Below are 22,384 nucleotides of genomic sequence, written 5' to 3'. Positions count from 1 at the left end.
GGCGGGCGAGCGCGGGGTGCGGGGTGCGGGGTGCGGGAGAGGACGAGCGGGGTCATGGAACGCAGGCGGCACATCGTGTTCGTCGTCTTCGACGGCGTCAAGATGCTCGACGTGGCGGGCCCCGCCGAGGTGTTCGCCGAGGCCAACCTGTCCGGCGCCCGCTACACGCTCGGCTACGCGTCGCCGTCCGGGGCGGCGGTCACGACGTCCGTCGGGCTGCGCCTGCCCGTCGACGGAGCGGCGGCGGACGTCGCGGAGGCGGACACCGTCGTCGTCGCGGGCGGCGACGCGCTGGTCACCCGGCCCGTGCCCGAGGGGCTGACCGCGGCGATCCGCGCGCTGCACCCCCGCGCCCGGCGCCTGGTGTCCATCTGCACCGGCTCGTTCGCCCTCGCGGCCGCCGGTGTCCTGGACGGGCGGCGGGCCACCACCCACTGGCGGCACGCGGCGCTGCTCGCCCGCGCGTACCCCGGGGTCGAGGTCCGCCCCGACGCGCTGTTCGTCGAGGACGGCGGCGTCGTCACCTCGGCGGGTGTCTCCGCCGGGATCGACCTCGCCCTGGCGCTGGTGGAGCAGGACCACGGCGCCGACGTGGCGCGGGGCGTCGCCCGCGGCCTGGTGGTGTTCATGCAGCGGCCCGGCGGCCAGTCGCAGTTCTCGGCGCCGCTGGAGGTGCGCCCGCCGCGCACACCGGCGCTGCGCTCCGTCGTCGATCTCGTCGCGGCGGAGCCCGGCCTGGAGCACACCGCGGCGTCGCTGGCCGCCCGCGCCGGGGTCAGTACGCGGCATCTGGCGCGGATGTTCGCCGCGGAGCTGGACACGACCCCGGCGAAGTTCGTCGAGCAGGTGCGTCTCGACCACGCGAAGGCGCTGCTCGACGCGGGCCGCGGGGTCGCGGAGGCCGCGCGCGCCGCGGGCTTCGGCAGCGCGGAGACGATGCGCCGGGTCTTCGTCGCCCGTCTGGGTGTCCCGCCGAGCGGCTACCGCTCCCGGTTCGCCACCGCCCGGGGCGGCGGGGGCGCGGGCGAGGCGCCCTGACACCGGGTACGGGCGAGGTCCGGATCTGTGGGGTGCACGGCGGTTCGGGCGGGGCCCGGCACGCCGGCCTGCGGGAATGCTGGAGGCAGTCCACACCGCACCGACCCGGGAGAGCGCTCATGCCATCGACGACGGAGACGATCGCGGGGATCACCGTCCCCGACACCGAGCTGGTCCGCGAGGCCACCGCCCTCGTCCGGGAGGCCGCCGACGAGACACTCTTCCACCACTCGCGCCGCGTCTACCTCTTCGGCTCGCTCAAGGCGGCCGCGCGCGGCCTGGAGGTCGATCCCGAACTCGCTTACGTCGGCGGCCTCTTCCACGATCTCGGCCTGACCCCGTCGTACGCCACGACGGACCGCCGCTTCGAACTCGACGGCGCCGAGGCCGCCCGCGCCTTCCTGCTCGACCACGGCCGCTCCGCGCGCGAGGCCCGCGACGTCTGGCTGGCCATCGCCCTGCACACCACCCCGGAGGTCCCCCTCCACCTCTCCCCCGAGGTCGCCGTCGTGACCCTCGGCGTCGAGACGGACGTCCTCGGCCTCGACCTCGCGGAGATCACCGAGCGGCAGCGCGCCGAGGTCGTCGCCGCCCACCCGCGCCCCGATTTCAAGAACCGCATCCTGAAGGCCTTCCACGACGGCATGTCCGCGCGCCCCGACACCACCTTCGGCACGATGAACGCCGACGTCCTGGCCCACTTCGACCCGTCCTTCCACCGCACGGACTTCGTCGACCTGATCCGCGACAACCCGTGGCCGGAGTGACCTCGGGCCGGAGACGGGCCCGCACCCCGCGTCCGCCCTGATCCGGACGGGTGGCGTCCCCTTGCGGGGATGGGCACAAGTGAGGAACCGCCACCCGGTGCACGTGCGTCCGCCACTGGTGCAGGCGGCGGGTTCGGGGACCCACCGCACCGATGGACCCACGGAATACCGGAGGCACATCATGAGACCGACCCGCGCCGCGCTGCTGGTCGCCGCGACCGCACTGACGCCCGCTCTCCTCCTCACCGCCCCGGCGTTCGCCGCCGGCACCCCCGCACCGGCCCCGCTCGCCACGTCCGCCACCCCGATCACCCCCATCACCCCCACACCCGCGACGGCCTGCCCCGCCGATCCCTCCGCCGACGGCACGCCCGTCGACCAGCTGACGGAGGACCAGCTCCGGGCGGCACTCCAGGACGTCCTCGCGGACCCGAACGCGGGCCGGGCCGTCCTGCGCGAGGCCGGTGCGGCCCTGGGTGGCACCGCGGACGGCATGCGCGCCTTCTTCCTGACGGGCTGCCGCACCGCCCAGGCCGAGGACGACTCCTTCACCATCGCCCGCATCCTTTCCGTGGCCCGGCAGAACGGCGACAAGCACGTGGCGCAGGCCGCCGACGACGCCCTCGACGCCGGCACCGCCGAGGCCCTGAGCGACTTCCGCTGGACGGGTTACCGTCTCGCCCAGGCCCAGGACGACGCGCTGTACATCGTCCGCATGCTCAACGACCCGAACATCAGCGACGCCATGGTCGCCGCGATCCAGGCGGTCCTCGACGACGGCAGCCCCGAGGCCCTGCGCCAGTTCCGCACGGTCGGCCAGTACGAGGTCGACGGCTGAGCCCGGCCCGCACGGCGGCCGGCCACCGTCGGCCGCCGCGCGGGCGGCGGTCCGGGGCCGCCTTCACAGGCGGTGGAGGGTCACCTCCGACAGCTCGCCGTCCGTCGCGAGGGCGGTCAGGTACGTACGGTGGGGCTGGCGGCGGCGGTCGGTCGGGGAACCCGGGTTGAGCAGCCGCAGGCCGCCCGGCGCGGTGGTGTCCCAGGGGATGTGGCTGTGGCCGAAGACCAGCACGTCGGTGTCGGGGAAGCGGCGGGCGCAGCGCTCCTCGCGGCCCCGCGCGGCCCCCGTCTCGTGGACCACGGCGAACCGCACCCCGCCCACGTCCGCGCGGGCCACCTCGGGCAGCCGCGCCCGCAGGCCGGGTCCGTCGTTGTTGCCGTACACCGCCACCAGCCGCCGGGCCCGGTCCGCCAGGACGTCGAGGGTGGCCTCGTCCACCCAGTCCCCGGCGTGCAGGACGACGTCCGCGGTGTCGACCGCGGCCAGGAGTCCGTCCGGGAGCCGCCGGGCCCGGGCGGGCACGTGCGTGTCGGACATGAGCAGCAGGCGCACGGGCTCAGCCGTTCGGGCGCAACCGGCGCAGCGGGCCGTCGAGTTCGCGGGCGTAGAAGTCGAGGAAGCCGTCCGGGTCGGGTCCGGCGTTCTGGAGGACGATCCGGTCGAAGCCGGCGTCGAGGTGGCGCCGGACGGCCCCGGCGTAGCGTTCGGGGTCGGTGCCGCAGGTGAACGTGCGGCGGATGTCGTCGGTGCGCACGGTCGTGGTGGCGGCCTCGAAGTTGACCGGGTTGGGCAGTTCGCTCATCACCTTCCATCCGGCCAGCGCCCACCGGGACGACGCGTGGGCCGCCTCCGCGGCGGTCTGCTCGTCCGGCGCCCAGGCGACGGGCACCTCGGCGTAGCGGGGCCCGGACCCGCCCGCGGCGCGGTAGTGCTCGACGAGCGAGGGGTCCTCGTCGGTGGCGAACAGCCCGTCGCCCAGTTCGGCGGCGAGCCGCGCCGCCTGCGGGCCCCCGGCGGCCACGGCGATGAGCGGCGGCCGTTCCGGCAGGTCGAAGATCCGCGCGTCCTCCAGCCGCAGATGGGCCCCCTGGTAGGAGCGGTAGCCGCCCTGCCAGAGCAGCCGGATGATCTCCAGGGCCTCCCGCAGCCGCTCGTGCCGCTCCTGCGTCGACTCGGGGAAACCCGGCCCGACGACGTGCTCGTTGAGCCGCTCGCCCGCGCCGACACCGAGGACGAAGCGGCCGTCGCACAGCAGCGCGAGCGTGGCGGCGGCCTGCGCGATCACCGCCGGGTGGTAGCGCACGGTCGGGCAGGTCACGCCGGTCGCGAGCCCGATCCGCTCGGTCCTGGCCGCGATCGTCCCGAGCACCGTCCAGGCGAAGGGCGAGTGCCCCTGCGCGTCGAGCCACGGGTGGAAGTGGTCGCTCATCTCGACGAAGTCGAACCCGGCGGCCTCCGCGCGCACCGCCTGCCGGACGAGTTCCTGCGGGCCGAAGGCCTCCGCGGCGAGCTTGTAGCCGATCTCCATGCGGCCATCCTCACGCTCCGCGGCCGTACGCCCCCGGCGCCGCCCGCCCCGGGCGGCGCGCCACCATCCGAACGGCGGACATCCGCGACCGCCTGACGCCCTTTCAGTGATGGGAGCGCTCCCATATACTCTGGCCCGAAAAACCGGTCCCTTCAGCCCCTGCTCACCCGGCCGCGCTCCCCCACGCGCGCCGGTTCCCCCCACGCCAGGAGAAGGAGACAATGCGTACGGCATCCAAGAGCGCCCTCGCGGCGCTGGTCCTCACCGTGGTCGCCACCGTGCCCGCCGGTCCCGCCGCCCGCGCGGCGGCCGCGCCGCGTTCGGCACCGGCCGCGGCAGCCGGCCCGGCGATCAGCATCGACACCACCACGGGCCGGCACGCCATCGACCCCCACATCTACGGCATGAACTTCGCCGACGAAGCCCTGGCCAAGGAGCTGCGGCTGCCGGTGAACCGCTGGGGCGGCAACGCCACCACGCGCTACAACTACAAACTCGACACCCACAACACCGGCTCCGACTGGTACTTCGAGAACGTCGCCTCCGGCAACGACCCCGCCGCGCTGCCGGACGGCTCCGAGGCGGACCAGTTCGTCGACCAGAACCTGCGCACCGGCAGCGACACCCTGCTGACCGTGCCGATGATCGGCTGGACCCCCGCGGCACGCGACAGTTCCTGCGGCTTCAGCATCGCCGCGTACGGCCCTCAGCAGGGCAGCGACTCCCAGTGGCGCCCCGACTGCGGCAACGGGACCAGGACCGACGGCACACCGGTCACCGGCAACGACCCCGCCGACACCAGCGTCCCCATCGGCGCCGACTTCACCAAGGGCTGGGTGCAGTACCTGGACAGCGCGTACGGCGCGGCCGGGCAGGGCGGGGTGCGCTTCTACGACCTCGACAACGAACCCGACCTGTGGCACACCACCCACCGGGACGTCCATCCCACCGGGGCGAGCGACGACGAGCTGCGCGACAGCACCTACGCCACCGCGGCCGCCGTCAAGGCCGCCGACCCCGGCGCGCAGACCCTCGGCCCGGTCGGCTGGGGCTTCAACTCCCTCACCTACTCCGGCCTCGACCAGGACGTCTGCAACCGGGAGGGCGGCAGCTGCTGGTCCAACCCGCCCGACCAGGCGGCGCACGGCGGGGTGCCCTTCGCGACCTGGTACCTCCAGCAGATGCAGGCCTACCAGCAGGCCCACGGCACCCGCATCCTCGACTACTTCGACGAGCACATCTACCCGCAGCAGACGGGCGTGGCGCTGGGCAGCACCGACGACGCGGCCACCCAGGCGCTGCGGCTGCGCTCCACCCGGCAGTTGTGGGATCCGTCGTACGTCGACGAGAGCTGGATCAACCAGCCCATCCAGTTCATCCCGCGGATGCGCTCGCTGGTCGACCAGAACTACCCCGGCACGAAGGTCGCCATATCCGAGTACAACTGGGGTGCGCTCGACCACGTCGACGGCGCCCTGGCCGAGGCGGACGTCCTCGGGATCTTCGGCCGCGAGGGCCTCGACCTGGCCACGCTGTGGTCGCCGCCGAAGGCCACCGACCCCGGTGCGTACGCCTTCCGGATGTTCCGCGACTACGACGGCGCCGGCGGTGCCTTCGGCGACACCGCCGTCACCTCCGGCAGCGCCGACCAGGACCAGCTGTCGGTCTACGCCGCCGAGCGCGGCAGCGACCACGCGACGACCGTCGTCGTGATCAACAAGACCACCGGCGACCTGACCGCCCCGGTCTCGCTGACCTCCGGCAGCGCGCTGCCCGCCGCCGCGCAGGTCTACCGCTACGGCCAGGACGACCCCACCGCCATCCAGCACCCCGCCGACCAGCCGCTGTCCGGCGGGCATTTCAGCGCGACCTTCCCCGCGTACTCGATCACCGAATACGTCATCCCGGCCGGATCCACCACCGCCACCCCGCCGTCCGCGCCCGGCACCCCGGCCGCCTCCGCGGTCGGCTCCGACCGGGCGACCCTGACCTGGGCCCCGGCCGCCGCCGGCTCCGCACCGGTGGCCTCCTACCGGGTCTACTCCGGCGACCCCGCGACCACCCCCGCGGTCGCGACCGTCGACGCGGCGACCACGAGTACGACGATCACCGGGCTGAGCCCGTCCACCGCCTACACCTTCCGGGTCGTCGCCGAGGACACCGCGGGCCGCAGCTCCCCGCCCTCGCCCCCGCTGACCGTCACCACCGCCGCGGGCCCGGCCGCCACCTGCACCGTCGCCTACTCCGTCACGACCGACTGGGGAAGCGGCTTCGGCGGCAGCGTCACCCTGACGAACAAGGCCGCCCCGCTCAACGGCTGGCAGCTCGGCTTCTCCTTCGCCGGCAACCAGAAGGTCACCCAGGGCTGGAACGGCACCTGGTCCCAGTCCGGCGCCGCAGTCACCGTCAAGGACGCCGGCTGGAACGCGGCACTGGCCACCGGCGCGTCCACCACCATCGGCTTCAACGGCTCCTACAGCGGCGCCAACCCGGCCCCGCAGACCTTCACCCTCAACGGCAAGCAGTGCGGCGCCGCGCCGGGCACCGCGAACGCGACCGTCCCGGCGGCTGTCGGCCGCGCACCCGGCGCGCACGCCGTGCACTGAGCACCGGGCCGGCACCCCGCTGACGCGATTTCGCCCGCGCGGCGGCCCCAGCCCCGTCCGGCCGTTCCCGCCCCGGGAGCGGCCGGACGGGTGACGGCCGCGCTGAGCCCCGCAGCGCCGTGCCGCAGGCCTCCGGCCTCCCGCCCTTGACCGTCGGCATTGCTCCGACTGCTCGGCGGACGAATATCCCGTTGGCCGGCCACGCGCGGGATGTGAGGATGTGCCGATATCCCGTACGGAGGATGCTTGTACGTTTTCCTGTGCGCGGGATGCGGCGAAGAGCTGACCGCGCCGCTCTCGCAGGTCGCCCTGCCGGTCCACGCCCACCAGTCCTTCGGGAACGGGCTCCAGCTCCCGGTGCTCATGGAGCCGGGCACATTCGCCGTCGACCCGGAGCCCTCCGGACCGCCCTACCGCAGTGGGGACGAGGTCGATCCGGACGAGGCGGCGGCCCGCGGCATCTACGCGCCGGTCCGCTCGCTGTCGTACGGCCCGGCCGGAGCGGTGGTCGTCGCGCCGGGCGACGTCCGCGCGACGATCCTGAACCCCGACCGGCGCGGCGGCGCCTGCTGCGGCCTCGCCGGGGGCGACGGCCCCAACATGACCTGCGAGACCTGCGGCCTGCCCGTCGCCACGCGCATCGACGACTGCTCCCGGTGGGAGGCGGTATGGCTCGACCCCGCCACAGTCCACCGCCACGCGCTCGACGGCGACGACCCCGAACCGCCGTCCTGGGGCCAGCTGCTGACGCAGGGCGCGGGCACACCCCCGTACGAACCTCTCATCAGATGGGGCTCACGCCCCGGACCGCACTGCCAGTGGTCCTGGAGCCCCCGCTGGGAAGCAGCGGCCGGCCACGCCCTCGCACACCTGCTGGCCGCCTCCCACGGCCAGCCCGTGACCGTCCCCGACGGCCTGGCCGCGGAGATGTTCCAAGGCCCGCTCGGCAAGCTCCTGCCCCCCGGACCGGCGCCGCTGCGCGCCCGCCTCGCCGGACCCGGCCTTCCCGTGCCCGACGCCGACGTCCTCCTCGTCCCGACCCACCCGCACACCGGCCGCACCTGGACCCCACCCGGCCCGGCCACTCCCGTCCCACTGCCCTTCGGCGTGTGGCACCACCTGGCCCACCCCCCGCCCGAACCCGCCCACCACCGCATCGGACCGCGCACCCGCCACCTCCTCGACACCGAGGACCCGCCCCCGCCACCCCCCAACCACCCTCTGTGGATCGACTGGCACACCTTCCGCCACACCCTCGTCCGGCTCCCCGCAGCCCGCACCCCCTGGATGCGCGCCCTCGTCCCCGAACTCACCGACCCGGACCGCTACCGCTTCCTCTGACCCGTGGCCCGCACCCGCCTTCATGTCGTGGAAGGCCCGGCCGCACGGCAGAACCGGCCGTCAGGCCAGCCCGGGGTCGACTTGATCGGGAGCGGCCGGCTGACAGGACGGCGGTTTCGGCTCGTCCGTCGCGCTCGATCGCCGCGCCGGTCCGGCTTTGCCCGGCAGGGTGGCGGCGATGCTGTCCAGGACGCGGTCGAGGCCGTACCGGAAGCGCGCGTCGGGTTCCATCCACGGGGTCTGCGTCTCACGGATGACTCGGGCGAACATCGGATATTTCCCGCTGGCCATGAGTCTTTGCACGTACGGGCCGATGTCGCTCATCCACTGCCGCATGTCCACGTTCGTGCGGCGCGCCTCCTCCTCCCAGCCGACCTCGGTGCGTACGACGCCGGCGACGTATCCGCTGATCAGGCCGACGAGGCTGGTGACCTCGTCGATGGCCAGTCCGAACCCGTCGAGTGCCCCGTAGGTGAACTCCAGCACCCGCAAGGAGTTGGGCCCCCAGACCGGGTGGCCCTCGGTCAGCGATGCCAGCCACGGGTGGCGTCGCCACAGCGCCCGTCTTTCGTGGGCCAGCAGGGACAGGTCGGCGCGCCAGTCGCCGGTCGGGCGGTCGGGCAGGTTCATCTCGCCGGCGACAGCGTCGACCATCAGCTCGATCAGGTCCTCCCGGCGGGGTGTGTACCGGTAGAGCGACATCGCACCCGTGCCGAGGTCGGCCGCGATCCGGCGCATCGATGCGGCGTCAAGTCCTTCCGCGTCCGCGATGGCGACGGCGGTCGCGGTGATCTGTGCGCGGCTGTAGGCGGGGCGGGGCCCCGGGGTCGACCGCTGGGGGCGTTCGGGCCGCATCCAGATGCTCACGTACTCGTCGCCGGGCATCGGTCCCACCTCTCTCCGGACTAGTTGCGTACATCGTACTCAGATGCTTAGGCTGCATGCGGACATCAATCGAGTACGGTGTACCCAATTGGGGGGATCATGAACGACGGCACAGCCCCGGCGCCCGGGGCACGACGGCCGCGCTCGACCTACCTCGGTCTGTTCGGGCTGATGCTCGGCATGTTCCTGGCCATGCTCGACAACCTGATCGTCGGCACCGCGCTGCCGACGATCGTCGGTGACCTGGGCGGACTCAGCCACCTGGCGTGGGTGGTCACCGCGTACACGCTCGCCACCGCTGCGGCGACACCGATCTGGGGAAAGCTCGGTGACCTGTACGGCCGCAAGGGCACGTTCATGACCTCGATCGGGGTCTTCCTGGCAGGGTCGGTGCTGGCGGGGCTGTCGCGCGACATGACGCAGCTCATCGGGTTCCGCGCACTCCAGGGACTCGGGGCGGGCGGCCTGATGGTCGGCGCCCTCGCACTCGTCGGCGAACTGGTACCGCCGCGTGAGAGCGGCAGGGTGCAGGGCATGATCGGGGCGATGATGCCGGTCGCCTTCGTCGGCGGCCCCCTGCTGGGCGGCTTCCTCACCGACCACCTGAGCTGGCGCTGGGCGTTCTACGTCAACCTGCCGGTCGGAGCGGTCGCCCTCCTGGTCATCGGCACGAACATCAGGGTGCGGAGGAAGCCGGTCAAGGCGCGGATCGACTTCGCCGGGGCGGTGCTGCTCACGATAGGCGTCCTGGCGCTGACACTGCTGGCGACCTGGGGCGGTACGCGGTACGGCTGGGCCTCCGCGCCGATCCTCGCGCTCGCGGTGGTCGGGCTCCTCAGCCTCGCCGGGTTCGGGTATGTCGAGGGCCGGGTGCCGGAGCCCATCCTTCCACCGCGCCTGTTCCGCGACCGCAACTTCACCGTCGTCCAGATCCTGAGCCTGCTCGTCGGCGCCGCGATGTTCGGTGTGATGAGCTTCCTTCCGCTGTACATGCAGTACGTTCGCGGCGCCACACCGACGGTCAGCGGCATGCTGCTGCTGCCGTTCATGTTCGGGATGCTCACCGCGCAGCTCACGACGGGACGGCTCATCAACCGCAACGGCCGGTACCGGATCTATCCGATCCTGGGCGGTGCGGTGTTCACGATCGGGATGCTGTCACTGCTGCGGCTCCAGGTCGGCACCGCCACCGCCACCGCTTCCGCGCTCACGCTCGCGGCGGGCGTAGGCACCGGCCTGCTGATGCAGAGCACCGTGCTCATCACGATGAACAGCGCGGACCTGCGCGACATGGGCGCGGCCAGCGGATCGGTGACGCTGTTCCGCACGATCGGTGGGTCGCTCGGCGTGGCCCTGCTCGGCGCGCTCTACGCAGGGCGCGTCAACGACACTCTCGCCGGCCGTCTCGGCGCCGGGACCGGACACAAGATCGCCTCCGGCGGCGGCCACCTGACCCCGGCGCTCCTCCACGAGCTGCCCGCTCCGCAGCGTGACGCCTTCAAGGCCGCCGTCACCGCTGGCGTGCACGACGTCGCCGCCGTGAGTGCGCTCCTGGCCGTGTTCGCGTTCGCCGCGGCCTGGGCGATCCGCGAGGTCCCGCTGCGCACGCGCCAGACACCGGAACCCGAACAGTCCCCGGAGCCGGCCACCGTCCCAGTCCCCGGCTCAGCCGGCTGACCTCGTCCGCGGGAGCCCGTCAGGCCCCGCCGACCACCTCGAGAGAAGGATCCGCCATGTCCACTCCTCCCATCAAACTCGCCGTCATCGTGGGAAGCACGCGCGAGGGCCGGTTCGCACCCGTCGTCGCGAACTGGTTCACCGGCCAGGCCCGGCAACGCGACGACATGGACGTCGACGTCATCGATCTGGCCGAGCACCCGCTGCCCGTGGTGTTGCCCGCCTTCGGCGGCAGCCTCGCGCCCAAAGACGCCGAGGCGCTCGCGGCAGTGAGCACACGCCTGGCGGACGCCGACGCGTTCGCCGTGGTGACACCGGAGTACAACCGCAGCTTCCCCGCGTCGCTGAAGAACCTGATCGACTGGCACAACCAGCAGTGGCACGCCAAGCCGGTCGGGTTCGTCTCCTACGGCGGCATTGCCGGCGGCCTGCACGCGGTCCAGCAACTGCGGCAGGTCTTCGCCGAACTGCACGCCGTCACCGTCCGCGACACCGTCAGCTTCCACGGAGCCTGGACCCGCTTCGACGCCGACGGCCACCCCCACGACCCGGACGAATGCGGCGGCGCGGCCAAAACCGTGCTCGACCAGCTCGCCTGGTGGGCCGTCGCGCTCCGCGACGCGAAGTCCACCACCCCCTACACCGCCTGACAGAAAGAATGAACATGACGTCACTGACCGGCAGAACGGCACTGGTGACCGGTGCGAGCAGGGGCATCGGCCGAGCCATCGCCACCCGGCTCGCACAGGAAGGGGCCCGGGTCGCCGTGCACTACGGCACCCATCACACCGCCGCTGAGGACACCGTGGCGGCCATCGAGGCGGCGGGCGGGCACGCCTTCGCCGTCCACGCCGAACTGGGCGCACCAGGAGACGCCGAAACGCTGTGGGCCGCATTCGACGCCCAAGCCGACGGCCTGGACATCCTGGTCAACAACGCCGGGATCCTCGGCGACCAGGGCGAGATCGCCGGTGTGACGAGGGACGGCTTCGAGCGTCTGTTCGCCGTCAACACCACAGCCCCGTTCTTCATCACCCAACTCGCCCTGCCACGGCTTCGCGACGGTGGCCGGATCATCACGGTGGGCACCATGCTGACCCGCGGCCCGGCCATGGCCCAGGCGATCGACTACGCCATGTCCAAAGCGGCCCTCGATGTGCTCACCTCGACGCTCGCCAAGCAGCTGGGCCCGCGCGGCATCACGGTCAACACCGTGGCACCGGGGGTGATCGACACCGACATGCACCAGGGACGACTGATCGGTCAGGCCCTGACGTGGCTGGAATCCCTGTCGCCACTGGGCCGGTTGGGCACCCCGGCAGACGTCGCCGGCACGGTGGCGTTCCTGGCCTCCGACGACAGCCGCTACATGACCGGCCACCGCCTGGACGTCTCAGGCGGGACAACCGTGTAGCCCGGCCGAGGGTGCACCGGATTCCCCGGAGCAGCTGAGGCCATACGCCGGTCCGGCCGCAGACGACATCTGCGCGCGCACCCGCACGGCTTCGGCGTACCCTCCCGGGGCCGCGGTGCCCGCCGCGGCGGAGCACCTCGGGGAAAACCCCAGCTCACCGCACCCGCCCCCGTGGCTTCAGCGGCGTCGGGGGCAGGGCGGGGGCCTCCAGTCGGGGGCCCGCGTAGCCGTGGACCTCGCCGAAGCGGGTGCCGGTGCGCCAGGCCTCGCGGGCCTCTACGATGTCCTCGGCTGACCTGCCGACGAAGTTCCAGAACATAGCACGCACAAACGGTGTTTCAGCAGCTCAAGGGCATGATCCACCCTCGGAGGTCAGCAAAACCCCAGCACCGGACGCCGAGGAGGCCGCCGGACCATGGCCGCCAGAACCCTGCCCCGTGGGATGGGCACCTTCTTCAAGACATGCGAACATCCGCCCGCCAGGTGGACCAAGTGCCCGCACGCCTACACGATCAGGTACCGCGACAGCGCGGGGCGGCAGACCGAGGAGTCCGGCTTCACCAGCCAGGACGCCGCCATGGAGCGGCTCACCGACGTCTACCGCGACAAGAAGTCCAAGGCACACAGCAAGAGCAGGGCCGACCGCATCCGCAAGTACGGCGCCATGCCGTTCGGCACCTTCACGGCCGAATGGCGCGCGGGCCAGCGCCACCTGGCCGACTCCTCCCGCCGGCACCTCGACTCCCTCCTCGCGCACCACCTGCTCCCCGCCTTCGAGAGCCGCCGGATGAGCAGCTTCGACCACAAGGTCGTGGACACCTTCATCCAGTCCATGGAGCGCAACGGCGTCGGCCTGGCCACGCAGTCCAACGTCTACGACAAGCTGAAGGCGATCCTCCTGGACGCCCACCGCCTCGGCCTCTACGAGGACAACCCCCTGGACGGCGTCAAGCCACCGCAGTACGACCCCGCGCGCACCGTCATCCCCTCCCCCACCCAGCTGAGCCTCCTCCGCTCCGCGGGCGACGACGCCTTCCGCCTCGTCGCCGAGCTGATGAGCGGCTGCGGCCTGCGCAACGGCGAGGCGGCAGCGGTCAACCTCGACAACATCGTCGCGAGCGACACCTACCGCGTCCACGAACAGGTCAACCAGACCACCAACGCCTACGCCCGCCTCAAGCACCGCAAGCCGGGCGAGTACCGGGACGTCCCCCTGCCGACGCGGACCCGCGAGGCCATCGAGTCCTACGCGAAGACGCACGGCACCGTGGACGGCTACCTCCTCCGCAACCCCCGGAACGCCGAACAGCCCTATCCCTACTACTGCCTCTCCAACCAGTGGCAACGCATCAAGAAGTCCGACACCGTCGACATCCCCGACGGCATGACCGTCTACGGCTTCCGCCACTTCTTCGCCTCGAACTGCCTCTCCCACGGCATCCCCATCACCGACGTCGCCGAATGGATGGGCCACAAGAGCCTCGACATCACCTTCCGGATCTACCGCCACCTGATGCCGGGCTCCATCAGCAAGGCCGCCAAAATCCTCGACGTCGGCCTGGCGGTCTGACGTTGACGTGCGCTGCCGCCTCTGCTCCGTGGTAGCAGCGCACGCCGAACCGGATGGTCAGCCGACCATCCGCCGCTGCCTCACCCAATTCTGGACGTCGGCAATCCTGAACTGGATCTTCGCGTTCACCCCCCTCCCGAACTTGTACGGCACCAGCCCGGCCCTCGGCGCCTCGCGGTACACCCACTGCACGGACATATTCAGGTACTCGGCCGTTTCCTTGACGTCCATGAACTGAGCCGCCATCGTCACCCCGGTGCGGTGATTGCATTACCTCGAAAGAGGTCCCGATTGGGCAGCGTGTCCGCTTTCGGCGGCTTGGTGGCGCTGGTTCTTTTTGATAAGGGGCCGCACAAGGGGCTGTCGTGCGGCCGGCGAATCCGTGCCCCCGTTGAAGCAGGGGCCGAAGGCAACGGACGCTCCTGGAAGAGCTGTGCGGTTCAGACCTCGGGGATGTTGCGATCCTCCGCCGTCCTGGAGGGCGGCGGCCACGTCCTCGCTGCCTGCCTTGAGACCGTGGTCGGTGATGTTGCGATCCTCCGCCATCCCGGAGGGTGGCGGCCACTGCTGGGCGCTCACCGGACGCCCCCGCAGGTGAAGCTGTTGTGATCTCCCGCCGTCCCGACGGGCGGCGGCCACCGCGTCGCGTTCCAGGACTGCTCCAGTTCCACGGAGTTGCGATCCTCCGCCGTCCCGGAGGGCGGCAGCCACGAGGATCCGCAGGGGCTCGCCGGGCTTGTCGTCGAGGTTGCAATCCTTCGCCGTCCCGGAGAGCGGCGGCCACATCACGCCCCAGATCAGGCCGCACGCGGCCTGCATGTTGCGATCCTCCGCCGTACCGGAGGACGGCGGCCACGACCTGCTTGACGACGCGGTCGGAGTAGACACCGTCGTTGCGATCCTCCGCCGTCCCGGAGGGCGGCAGCCACTGCTGGTCGGCGCGGCCCGGTGCGCGGTACAGCGCGGCGTTGCGATCCTCTGCCGTCCCGGAGGGCGGCAGCCACCGTGAGTCCGGCGCGGCGGGATGTCCGGAGCGCGATGGTTGCGATCCTTTGCCGTCCCGGAGGGCGGCAGCCACCCGAGCCGCTCGCCGACGTCGTGCGCCCGCTCAACCCGTTGCGATCCACTGCCGCCCCGGAGGACGGCAGCCACCCGCCACCGGCCTGCTCCAGCGGTACGGGCAGGCCAAGTTGCGATCCTCTGCCGCCCCGGAGGGCGGCAGCCACGAGCGCCTTCGTGCGGCGGAACGTCGCGTACCCGGCGTTGCGATCCTCTGCCGCCCCGCAGGGCGGCAGCCACCGCTGCCTTGTGGCCCTCGTGGCGCTCCGGTCGGTGTTGCGATCCTCTGCCGCCCCGGAGGGCGGCAGCCACCTGCTGTCCGTCGGCGCAGGCACCGTGGCCGTCGTCGTTGCGATCCTCTGCCGCCCCGGAGGGCGGCAGCCACGTCCGCGGGCCGCACATACCCGCGCACGTACCCGGTGTTGCGATCCTCTGCCGCCCCGGAGGGCGGCAGCCACCGGGCAGCGTGTCGTAGTACGCGGCCGCTGCCTTGATGTTGCGATCCTCTGCCGCCCCGGAGGGCGGCAGCCACGGTACTTGACCAGCACAAGCTTGCCCTGTCGGCGGGCTTCTACGGAAGGGCGGGGTGGTCAATTCGACTGATACCGAACATTCTGCTTAGGTGCGATCCGCGTGTCGCGTGCATGCTTGAGGTTCCGAAGCAAGCTGTTGGCCCCCGCAACCGTAGATGCCTCGGAGGGACCAGGGTCTCACCGAACGACGTCTCGCACCGACACGAGCGGGTAGTCCACGCACAGCAGCGCATCGCCCCCGTCCGCGATGGATGGCGACACCGGCGCGACGCCCATACTCAGGAGGCTATCGGGCCCAGGATGGCAGCTCGGGCAGACCATGCGAGTGCGCTTTGAGCCCGGAGCGACAAGCCGAGGCGGTTCCAGTGGAAGAGCACGTGGTAGCTGAGCACCTCGCGCAGGCCGCGTTCCAGGGTCCCCCGTTGGACGGACTCGGCGAGAACTCGGCCCGTGTCGCGGAATGCTGCCGCCCACCCCGCCGTCGAATGGAGGGGGCCACCGCGAGCAAACAGAGCAGCGGTGTCCGCCAGGAGCAAGCTGCGGATCTCGGAAGCGCGCGCGTCGAGCACTTCCTGCGGGACGTCAGCGAGGCTGGAACGGTGGTCGACGGTGATGACGCGGTGCCAGACGTCGCCCTGCTCGTACCATTCGAGGCCGGCCGACCGCATCAGGATCGTGCACAGCAGAACGGACAGTTCGCGGCGGCCGAGCGCCAGCGTGCCGCCCCGCGGTGGACGTTGGATCTCGCGGCTGTCGGCCACGAACAGGGTATGGGCCGCTGCCATGCCGGTGGAGCCACCGAACGCGGTCGTCTCCGGCTCGTAGATCCCCGGCCACCAGCGGTGCAGATGGCCTTCGTCGACCAAGCGGTCGAGGCCCGCGCGGACGTACAGCTGCGAGGCGAACTGACGCCGTTCACGGAAGCGCAGCCGCCAGCAGGGATGTTTCCGCGTGTACCACCAGCCGCCGATCGCGTCCTCGGCCTCCGCGGCACGCAGGAGCGGGAGGACGTGTTCGGTGAAGGTGCTGTCGGCTGCCGTCCAGTCGGTGAAGTGCAGGTAGACCTGGTGCCACTCGGTTCGACTCCCGTCGCCAGCGGCTGCGGAGCCTTGGACAAGCGGACCGGACGCGACCGCGACGCCGTCCTCCACGTCCGGACCGCGCTCGATGCCGGTCAGTCGATCAGCAGACATGCGTCCCATCCGGTGCTCGGGGGTTGGTGGGTGGCCAGGGTGGACAGGGCGAGCGCGGTCCCGGCAACTCCGTTGAGCAGCCCCGGACCGGCCGCTCCCCGCCCCGCATGGGCGAGAAGTGCGTCCCCGAGCGGCGACAGCAACCCGCGCAGGCGCTCGTCGAGCGCATCCGCCGCGGCGCGGGTCGCGGTCTGGTAGATGCCGGCCCAGCCGTGGCAGAGCCCGGCGTCGGTGACGTTGGCCAGTTGGGCGGGATCGCTCAGAGCCCGGTAGAGGGCGTCCTCGTAGCTGCGCTGGAGTCCGGCGACGTGCAGGGCCATGCCGGCGAGCTGCCCGGCGCGGGCGATGCCCGTGGTCCCGTAGCACCAGCTCGGGCGGGCGCTCCGGTGCCGGTGCGGCACCCCGCGTTCAAAGCCTTGGCGGGAGAGGTGCTCGGGCCACCAGGGACCGGCTTCGCTCTCCTGCCGCCAGGCGTCGAGGTGGGCGCAGATCGTGCGTACGGCCTCACGGTGCCCCTCGACCTCGACGCCCCGCCGCAGCGCCTGGGCGAGCAGGAGGAGTGGACCGGTGATGCCGTGTGCTGCGCCCAGGTTGGCGTGCCCGCCGGGAAAGTGCGGGGAGTGGCCGCGTTGCGGATCGTGCCCGACCCACCAACCTGGGAGTTCCAGGCCTTCGGAGGTGAGGGGGCGGGTGAGGAGGACGAGGTAGCGGAGGATGCGGTCGAGCGCCCCGCTGCCGGGAGCGCCTCGCAGGAGGTACGCGCCTATGCCGGTCAGGCCGTAGAAGAGGTCGTACTCCGCGAAGGTCGCCAGGTCTCCGCGTCGGATGCGGGCGAGGGCGGCGTCGGTACGGCGCTGGGCGAGCGCCAGGACGTGCTGGTCGAGGGTGCGGCGCGCTCGGGCGTAGAGATGGTCGAACTCGGGTGGGACGGTGCCGAGGAGGTAGGCGACGGCGGGTGCGCCGACGAAGAGCCCGGCGGTGTCCGCGGCGCTGATCTGTCCCGCGGCCGCGGCGGTGATCCAGCGGTGGGCCGCGTGCCACGGCCGCGCGTGGCAACGGGTGGCCTCCACGTGGAGGAGGGCTGTTCCGGCGGCGCCGTCGGCGAGGGACTGCTCGGCCCAGGGCTGGTCCGCGGGCGCGGGCCGGTCCAGGCGGCGAGCGGTCCGCAGCAGGCCGTCCAGGGCGTCGACGGCGGCAGCGCTCATCGTGTCGCCCCTCGCCGGGACAGCGCCGCCGCACGAGCCAGCCGCAGGGTGACCGCCTCGGCAGCGGGATCGGCGCCGAGCGCCCGGACGTGGTGCTGGTGTGCCAGGGAACGGGCGGCGCGCAGCGGATCTGCGTCCCCGAGGCAGGCCCGGTACGCCGCCAGGGCCGCCGCTCGGTCCGACCACGCTCGGAACACCGCGTCTCCCCCGGCCTGCCCGGCCAGGGCGCCCCTGCCGGCCGGGGAGGCGAGGTCGAGCGCCTCGTCCCGTAATCGGCGGTCGAGACGCCCCGTCGCTCGCGGCAACTGCTGGACGACCCACTCCCGCCCCTCGACACGGGAGGGCGCGAGGTGCTGGGCGAGGTCCAGGACGGCAGCCGCGGCAAGGGCCTGCCCTCCGGGAGAACCGGGCTGCTCGGCGAGGCGGATCTGCGCAAGTGCGGCGGCGGAGTCGGCGGCGAACACGCGGTGCGCGGCCTCCATGGCCTCACCGTGTCCGAACCGGCCGGTCTGCGGGCGATAGCCGGTCAGGGTCAGCCCGGCCGCGAGCCCATAGCGGTGGAGAGCACCGGCCCAGTCGTGCAGGGCCTCGGCAGCCCTCGCGTAGGAGCCCGGCGTGAGGTGAAGCACGAGGTCCAGGTACTGGTCGGCGTCCGGGCGGGCGGTCTCGCGGTGCCGGGTGAACCACCACGAGGAGAGGCGGTCTTCGCATGCCGTGAGCAGCGCGGGGAGGTGGCGGGTCAGGATCTCGTCGTAGCGGGCGGGGTGAGCGTGCAGCCGTGCGTACAGCACGTTTCCCGCCCCCGGAAGGTGGAGCGGCGCAGGTTCAGGTGCGGCGACCGGGGCGGTGAGTCCGTCGGACGGAGGCGTGGTGCCGGCGCGGCGGAAGGAGACCCAGATCTCGTGCGCGCGTCCGATCCAGCCGTAGGCGTCGGCGCCGGGTGCTTCGCGTAGCTCCAGCCTCCGGTGCTTGTCGAGTTCGGAGCGCAGCAGGCGGCGGTGCACCGGATGTCCGAGGCTGACGGGGAGGCGTTGGTCGTGCTCGACCAGGCTGACGTCGTCCGGCACGCGAAGCCGGGTACGCCACGCTTCGAAGGCCGCGTCCCATGCCGTCCGGGGTGCGTCGTGTCCGGGGAGTTCGTCGGCTGCGACCAGCCAACGGGCGGGGGCGAGCACGGTGCGGCGGTAGCGGATACGCGGCAGGTACGGCAGGTGGGCGGCGACACCGAAGTCGAAGTCCCGGTAGACGGCATGGCGCGCGCCTGCCACCTCGCCGAGGAAACGGGCCAGGGCGGGCGTCTGGGTCCCTGCTTCGAGGGCGTGCAGGACCCGGATGTCGAGGCGGCGGCCGGTGGACTGCTGGACGACGAAGAAGTGCCGGGCGTCGGCGGTGATCGCCACGTCGTCGAGCCGGACCGCCCGGTCATCGCCTGCCGGGGTCTCGCCCACGGCGAGGACCTTCGGCAGCAGCGGCAGGGTGCGGACGACATTCTCGTTGCGCCGCTTGCGAGGGGGAAAGCTCAGCTGCACCGTGAGCGTGTCGGAATCGGTGCGGTAGCCGGCCGCCAGCGCCTCCTGCTGGTCGGGGGGCAGGATGTGCGCGAACCTGCCTGCCATGCTGCTGGCCGCCCGTGGAGCGGCGGTGAGGACGAGGCCGAAGGCTCCTCGTGTGACCGCGTCGGCCGTGGGGGCGTGGATCTCGAAGGCGGTCTCGACGCGCGGAAGGAAGTGCGGCTCGGTGCCGGCGGCATCGGAGAGGTCGGCGACCAGCTGGTCGGTGAGGACCAGTTCGCGGGCCGCGCCCGTCAGCACGGGTTGCAGCAGTGCGAGCAGCAGCTCGTCCCGCGCCGTACGGAATCCGGGCGGCCGGATGCGTTCCGCGCCGAGGTATCCGGCCGGTAGCCCGAGGCCGCTGTCCGCGACCAGCTCCAGCACCGGCACGCGCGCGCCGACGCCGTACCGGGCACGGAAGCGGCGGTGGTAGTCCCGCCAGTGCGGGTGGCCGTACGGCTGCGGGGTGGTCCGGTAGAGCGCGGTGACCGCGGCCTGCGCCTCCTCCATCACCGCGCTGGGTATCCGCACCTCGCAGTCCAGGGCGGTGTCGGCCGCCAGGGGCGTCGGCGTGGCATCGGAGAGGGCGCGCATCTTCGCCGTGACCCGCTGGGCCGCGTCCGGTGCGACGGACGGGGGTTGGACGGCGATCTCGTCGCGGATGTCGTACAGCGTGGTGACCAGGTCACGGAGGGAGGGGATCGCGTCCGCCGACACCCGTTCGAGTTCGGCGCAGAGGTGGCCGAAGGCGTCCACCGTGGTCGTCGGCGCCCAGAGGCTGGTGAGCAGGATCTGCTGGCCGATCAGGCCGGTGAGCAGCGCGTCGATGCGGTCGGCTGCCACCTGTGGGATGAGTGCCTGCAGATGGGTGTGCAGGTCGGCGTAGTTGATCGGTTCGCGGGCGGCTTCGACGGCGGCGGCGACGGGGCGCGCGTTGCGTACGGAGACCTCGATCGGCGCCATGAGCTGGGCGCGGGCGTCCGACGGTGGTCCCATGACGACCAGTCGGTCTCCGCGCGGGCGTGCGGTGTTGTTGGCCACGACGGGGAGTCTTCTCAGCAGCTCCGGATTCTCCTGAAGGCGCAGGACGAGATCGGTGACCCATTCGGCGTCCGCCCGCAGCAGCACCCGGTGCTTCTCGCGCCAGTGGGCGCCCGCGGTGGTCCCGACCGTCACGGCCGCCGTCCCGGCGAACAGCCCGAAGGGAGTGGCACGGTTCTGCCACCGCAGCAAATAGGACGCGACGGACAGCGCCACACGCCGGACCTGGCGGGGACGCTCCTCGCGTCCGTCGAGGATCCCCTCCACTGCGTCGGCCAGCCCGGGGGCGGCTGCGCTCAGGGCGTTCCGGAAGATCGGCTGTTCCCAGTTCCGACGTAGCCAGGGCCGGACCACCGCCGGGTCTTCCAGGTCGAGCGTGGTCGGCACGTCCGCGACGCCGGACCTGGTGGTGGCCCGCACGATCGCCGGGCCCTGCCAGCTGTAGCGGAGGGCGGATCGCGTCATGGGCTGCTCCCTTCCCGTACGGGGTGCGAGGTGACCGTCGGGCCGGACCCCGGCCGGGCCCGGCCCGACGGCTCTGCGGGCCGGGGATCAGGCGGGGTCGTCCACCGAGGACGCGCAGGCGGAAGCACCGTTGGAACAGGTGGAGCCGCAGCCGTCGCCGGTCGAGCACTGGAGCTTGCCGTGGGGGTGGGCGGCGAGGACGACCCGGACATCCAGCGGGGCGAAGTCCTCGTCGTCGGTGGCCGTCGGCACGGGGGCCGGGGCGAGGGCGGAGATGCTCATGGTGGTGCCCTTCCTTCCGTTGTGGGTGGTGCGGAAGCCTGGCCGACGATTACGCGGTGGCGGGCCAGGAGAGTGCGATCCGGCTGTGGACCTTGTCGATGACCCGGTCGCCGGAGATCCGGTCGTCGGGGGTACCGGCCGGGTAGGCCCGGATGATCGGGCCGGGACCGCCGCGGTGGGCGAGGGCCCAACCGCGTACGTGGTCGGCGACGGCCTCCGCGAAGGCGGCGGCGTCCGGGCCGAGGGAGTGGACGCCGAACTCGACGTGCCCGTTGTCCTCCGTACGGCGGTGGGTGAGGTAGGCGAAGCTACGCCCGCCTTCGTCCACGGCGGCCAGGGAGAAGCCCTTGTTGGCGGGGGCGACGATCCCGGAGTCCAGGTCCGGGTCCACGGCCATGGTGCAGAAGCCGGGCAGCGTGATGGCGAGGTGCATCTGCAGGGTGTCCAGCGGCTCGCTGACGCCGATGGCCACTCCGGTCCAGATCTCGACCCGGGGGAAGGCGACGGCGTTGTCGAGCAGGCCCGGGTCCGAGGGCAGACCGTCGTCGAAGCGCAGCCCGATCTCGGCCGTGCCGGCGACCAGGAGCAGATCCTCCCGGTGGGCGGCGGCTCCCTGCATCGGGACGAAGCCGCAGATCTTCGCGGACTCGCTCTCCAGACGGTCGTCCACGCGGACGAAGGCGATCGAGCGCGTCAGCCCGCGCATCCGGAGCGGCAGCACCAGCCGCCCGCCGGGAACGAGCTGGTCGGTCCAGGCCGGCGGGATGTCCCAAGCCCCGGCGGTCACCATGACGACGTCGACCTGTCCGAGGCCGGGAATCGGCTCGGCGGCGTCCGCCGTCACCACCGTGACCCGGCCGTATCCGTGGTCGTCCAGCAGACGCCTGGCCCTGTCCGTCACGCTCGGGTCGATGTCCACCGTGGTGACGTGGCCTCCAGGGCCGACGAGTTCGGCGAGGTAGGCAGCGTTCAGCCCGCCCGACCCGATCTCCAGCACCCGCATACCCCGGCCGACCCGGGCCTGCTCCAGCATGAGGGCCTGGATCTGCGGGGCCGACACCGAGCTGAGCTGGATCCCGTGCTCGTCGGTCTTCGTGATCACAGCGGCGTACGGCTGGTAGGCCTCCTCCAGCGTGGCCCCCGGCGCGAACTCGTGACGGGGCACCGCGCGCATGACGGCTTCGACCTCGGGCGAGCTGATCCACCCCGCCTTCCGAAGGGTGTCCACGACGCTGTTCCTCAAGCGGCTGGCCTCGTCGGGCTCGACGGCCGTGTTGCTCATGAAGACGGGTTCCTTCCCTCGCACGGTGGTTGCTGACGCTACGAGAGATTCGGCTGGGCTACCCGGACTCTCGGTCCGGGTAGCCCAGCCGTCCGGGTCCCCGAGAC

The 22,384-nt window shown here is 72.4% G+C and carries 18 protein-coding genes, 1 pseudogene and 1 CRISPR repeat array; of the genes and pseudogenes, 9 read left to right on the top strand and 10 right to left on the bottom strand.

Annotated features, from left to right (window positions below; all coding sequences use genetic code 11):
- Positions 1-54 precede the first annotated feature (54 nt).
- The 3 genes from ACH4PY_RS28615 to ACH4PY_RS28605 all read left to right on the top strand — a co-directional run bounded on the left by ACH4PY_RS28615 (position 55) and on the right by ACH4PY_RS28605 (position 2,643).
- Positions 55-1,038: a GlxA family transcriptional regulator gene (locus ACH4PY_RS28615; RefSeq protein WP_398189017.1), complete on the top strand. Its 984-nt coding sequence runs from the start codon at positions 55-57 to the stop codon at positions 1,036-1,038.
- Between the two features lie 119 nt (positions 1,039-1,157).
- The gene (locus tag ACH4PY_RS28610; RefSeq protein ID WP_398189014.1) at positions 1,158-1,805 is read left to right on the top strand and encodes an HD domain-containing protein; all 648 of its coding nucleotides are present in this window, start codon (positions 1,158-1,160) and stop codon (positions 1,803-1,805) included.
- 181 nt (positions 1,806-1,986) lie between these two features.
- Entirely contained in the window at positions 1,987-2,643 is a 657-nt protein-coding gene (locus ACH4PY_RS28605) for a hypothetical protein (protein WP_398189011.1), read from the top strand.
- Positions 2,644-2,706: 63 nt separating this feature from the next.
- On the opposite strand, the gene ACH4PY_RS28600 is transcribed toward ACH4PY_RS28605, so the two are convergent.
- Positions 2,707-3,198, bottom strand: coding sequence for a metallophosphoesterase family protein (locus tag ACH4PY_RS28600; protein ID WP_398189008.1), 492 nt, complete (start codon positions 3,196-3,198; stop codon positions 2,707-2,709).
- Positions 3,199-3,202: 4 nt separating this feature from the next.
- Positions 3,203-4,174, bottom strand: coding sequence for a TIGR03557 family F420-dependent LLM class oxidoreductase (locus ACH4PY_RS28595; RefSeq protein WP_398189005.1), 972 nt, complete (start codon positions 4,172-4,174; stop codon positions 3,203-3,205).
- Positions 4,175-4,395: 221 nt separating this feature from the next.
- Here ACH4PY_RS28595 and ACH4PY_RS28590 point away from each other — a divergent pair, with 221 nt between their 5' ends.
- Both ACH4PY_RS28590 and ACH4PY_RS28585 read left to right on the top strand, forming a co-directional pair.
- Positions 4,396-6,780, top strand: a complete 2,385-nt coding sequence (locus ACH4PY_RS28590) for a glycoside hydrolase family 44 protein (protein ID WP_398189002.1) — start codon at positions 4,396-4,398, stop codon at positions 6,778-6,780.
- Positions 6,781-7,026: 246 nt separating this feature from the next.
- Entirely contained in the window at positions 7,027-8,121 is a 1,095-nt protein-coding gene (locus ACH4PY_RS28585; protein ID WP_398188999.1) for a hypothetical protein, read from the top strand.
- 60 nt (positions 8,122-8,181) lie between these two features.
- On the opposite strand, the gene ACH4PY_RS28580 is transcribed toward ACH4PY_RS28585, so the two are convergent.
- A complete protein-coding gene (locus ACH4PY_RS28580; RefSeq protein WP_398188996.1) occupies positions 8,182-9,006 on the bottom strand; it encodes a TetR/AcrR family transcriptional regulator in 825 nt (274 codons plus the stop codon).
- 99 nt (positions 9,007-9,105) lie between these two features.
- On the opposite strand from ACH4PY_RS28580, the gene ACH4PY_RS28575 reads away from it, so the two are divergent.
- Genes ACH4PY_RS28575 through ACH4PY_RS28565 form a run of 3 tightly spaced genes read left to right on the top strand, consistent with a single transcriptional unit; the run spans position 9,106 to position 12,097 of the window.
- Complete coding sequence (locus ACH4PY_RS28575; protein WP_398188993.1) at positions 9,106-10,683, top strand: MDR family MFS transporter; 1,578 nt, start codon at positions 9,106-9,108, stop codon at positions 10,681-10,683.
- A gap of 56 nt (positions 10,684-10,739) precedes the next feature.
- Positions 10,740-11,333 carry an NADPH-dependent FMN reductase gene (locus ACH4PY_RS28570; RefSeq protein ID WP_398188990.1) on the top strand — a complete coding sequence of 198 codons (594 nt, stop codon included), beginning with the start codon at positions 10,740-10,742 and terminating at the stop codon, positions 11,331-11,333.
- 14 nt (positions 11,334-11,347) lie between these two features.
- Positions 11,348-12,097, top strand: a complete 750-nt coding sequence (locus tag ACH4PY_RS28565; RefSeq protein ID WP_398188986.1) for an SDR family NAD(P)-dependent oxidoreductase — start codon at positions 11,348-11,350, stop codon at positions 12,095-12,097.
- A 154-nt stretch (positions 12,098-12,251) separates the two neighbouring features.
- Here ACH4PY_RS28565 and ACH4PY_RS28560 read toward each other — a convergent pair.
- A pseudogene (locus ACH4PY_RS28560) lies at positions 12,252-12,416 on the bottom strand (pirin family protein); the annotation flags it as partial.
- Positions 12,417-12,512: 96 nt separating this feature from the next.
- Between ACH4PY_RS28560 and ACH4PY_RS28555 the strand changes: the two are divergent.
- Positions 12,513-13,667, top strand: a complete 1,155-nt coding sequence (locus ACH4PY_RS28555) for a tyrosine-type recombinase/integrase (RefSeq protein ID WP_398188984.1) — start codon at positions 12,513-12,515, stop codon at positions 13,665-13,667.
- 57 nt (positions 13,668-13,724) lie between these two features.
- Here the strand turns inward: ACH4PY_RS28555 and ACH4PY_RS28550 are convergent, their stop codons facing one another.
- From ACH4PY_RS28550 to fxlM, 6 genes are all read right to left on the bottom strand, one after another.
- Positions 13,725-13,898 carry a helix-turn-helix domain-containing protein gene (locus ACH4PY_RS28550; RefSeq protein WP_398188981.1) on the bottom strand — a complete coding sequence of 58 codons (174 nt, stop codon included), beginning with the start codon at positions 13,896-13,898 and terminating at the stop codon, positions 13,725-13,727.
- Positions 13,899-14,122: 224 nt separating this feature from the next.
- A CRISPR array of direct repeats spans positions 14,123-15,258; the repeat unit is 37 nt; unit sequence GTTGCGATCCTCTGCCGCCCCGGAGGGCGGCAGCCAC.
- 279 nt (positions 15,259-15,537) lie between these two features.
- Complete coding sequence (locus ACH4PY_RS28545) at positions 15,538-16,452, bottom strand: thiopeptide-type bacteriocin biosynthesis protein (RefSeq protein ID WP_398188978.1); 915 nt, start codon at positions 16,450-16,452, stop codon at positions 15,538-15,540.
- Positions 16,434-17,657, bottom strand: coding sequence for a lanthionine synthetase C family protein (locus tag ACH4PY_RS28540; protein WP_398188976.1), 1,224 nt, complete (start codon positions 17,655-17,657; stop codon positions 16,434-16,436). Before ACH4PY_RS28540 ends, ACH4PY_RS28545 begins: the two co-directional genes overlap by 19 nt.
- Positions 17,654-20,713, bottom strand: coding sequence for a lantibiotic dehydratase (locus ACH4PY_RS28535; protein ID WP_398188973.1), 3,060 nt, complete (start codon positions 20,711-20,713; stop codon positions 17,654-17,656). The genes ACH4PY_RS28540 and ACH4PY_RS28535 overlap by 4 nt, the downstream gene beginning before the upstream one ends.
- Positions 20,714-20,800: 87 nt before the next feature.
- Complete coding sequence (locus tag ACH4PY_RS28530; protein WP_398188971.1) at positions 20,801-20,995, bottom strand: FxLD family lanthipeptide; 195 nt, start codon at positions 20,993-20,995, stop codon at positions 20,801-20,803.
- Positions 20,996-21,044: 49 nt separating this feature from the next.
- On the bottom strand, positions 21,045-22,277 hold the full coding sequence (fxlM, locus tag ACH4PY_RS28525; RefSeq protein ID WP_398188968.1) for a methyltransferase, FxLD system: 1,233 nt from the start codon (positions 22,275-22,277) through the stop codon (positions 21,045-21,047).
- Between the last annotated feature and the right edge of the window lie 107 nt (positions 22,278-22,384).

Origin of the sequence: Streptomyces sp. NPDC021224 (assembly GCF_044332905.1) — a bacterium.
Lineage (GTDB): Bacteria > Actinomycetota > Actinomycetes > Streptomycetales > Streptomycetaceae > Actinacidiphila.
This window is presented reverse-complemented; position numbering and strand designations above follow the sequence as displayed.

Excerpts from the sequence above, each read along its gene's own strand:
- ACH4PY_RS28610 (WP_398189014.1), top strand. The coding sequence starts at position 1,158 with ATGCCATCGACGACGGAGACGATCGCGGGGATCACCGTCCCCGACACC.
- fxlM (WP_398188968.1), bottom strand. The coding sequence starts at position 22,277 with ATGAGCAACACGGCCGTCGAGCCCGACGAGGCCAGCCGCTTGAGGAAC.
- ACH4PY_RS28570 (WP_398188990.1), top strand. The coding sequence starts at position 10,740 with ATGTCCACTCCTCCCATCAAACTCGCCGTCATCGTGGGAAGCACGCGC.
- ACH4PY_RS28545 (WP_398188978.1), bottom strand. The coding sequence starts at position 16,452 with ATGTCTGCTGATCGACTGACCGGCATCGAGCGCGGTCCGGACGTGGAG.
- ACH4PY_RS28590 (WP_398189002.1), top strand. The coding sequence starts at position 4,396 with ATGCGTACGGCATCCAAGAGCGCCCTCGCGGCGCTGGTCCTCACCGTG.
- ACH4PY_RS28615 (WP_398189017.1), top strand. The coding sequence starts at position 55 with ATGGAACGCAGGCGGCACATCGTGTTCGTCGTCTTCGACGGCGTCAAG.
- ACH4PY_RS28595 (WP_398189005.1), bottom strand. The coding sequence starts at position 4,174 with ATGGAGATCGGCTACAAGCTCGCCGCGGAGGCCTTCGGCCCGCAGGAA.
- ACH4PY_RS28530 (WP_398188971.1), bottom strand. The coding sequence starts at position 20,995 with ATGAGCATCTCCGCCCTCGCCCCGGCCCCCGTGCCGACGGCCACCGAC.
- ACH4PY_RS28565 (WP_398188986.1), top strand. The coding sequence starts at position 11,348 with ATGACGTCACTGACCGGCAGAACGGCACTGGTGACCGGTGCGAGCAGG.
- ACH4PY_RS28550 (WP_398188981.1), bottom strand. The coding sequence starts at position 13,898 with ATGGACGTCAAGGAAACGGCCGAGTACCTGAATATGTCCGTGCAGTGG.
- ACH4PY_RS28540 (WP_398188976.1), bottom strand. The coding sequence starts at position 17,657 with ATGAGCGCTGCCGCCGTCGACGCCCTGGACGGCCTGCTGCGGACCGCT.
- ACH4PY_RS28575 (WP_398188993.1), top strand. The coding sequence starts at position 9,106 with ATGAACGACGGCACAGCCCCGGCGCCCGGGGCACGACGGCCGCGCTCG.
- ACH4PY_RS28580 (WP_398188996.1), bottom strand. The coding sequence starts at position 9,006 with ATGCCCGGCGACGAGTACGTGAGCATCTGGATGCGGCCCGAACGCCCC.
- ACH4PY_RS28535 (WP_398188973.1), bottom strand. The coding sequence starts at position 20,713 with ATGACGCGATCCGCCCTCCGCTACAGCTGGCAGGGCCCGGCGATCGTG.
- ACH4PY_RS28555 (WP_398188984.1), top strand. The coding sequence starts at position 12,513 with ATGGCCGCCAGAACCCTGCCCCGTGGGATGGGCACCTTCTTCAAGACA.
- ACH4PY_RS28605 (WP_398189011.1), top strand. The coding sequence starts at position 1,987 with ATGAGACCGACCCGCGCCGCGCTGCTGGTCGCCGCGACCGCACTGACG.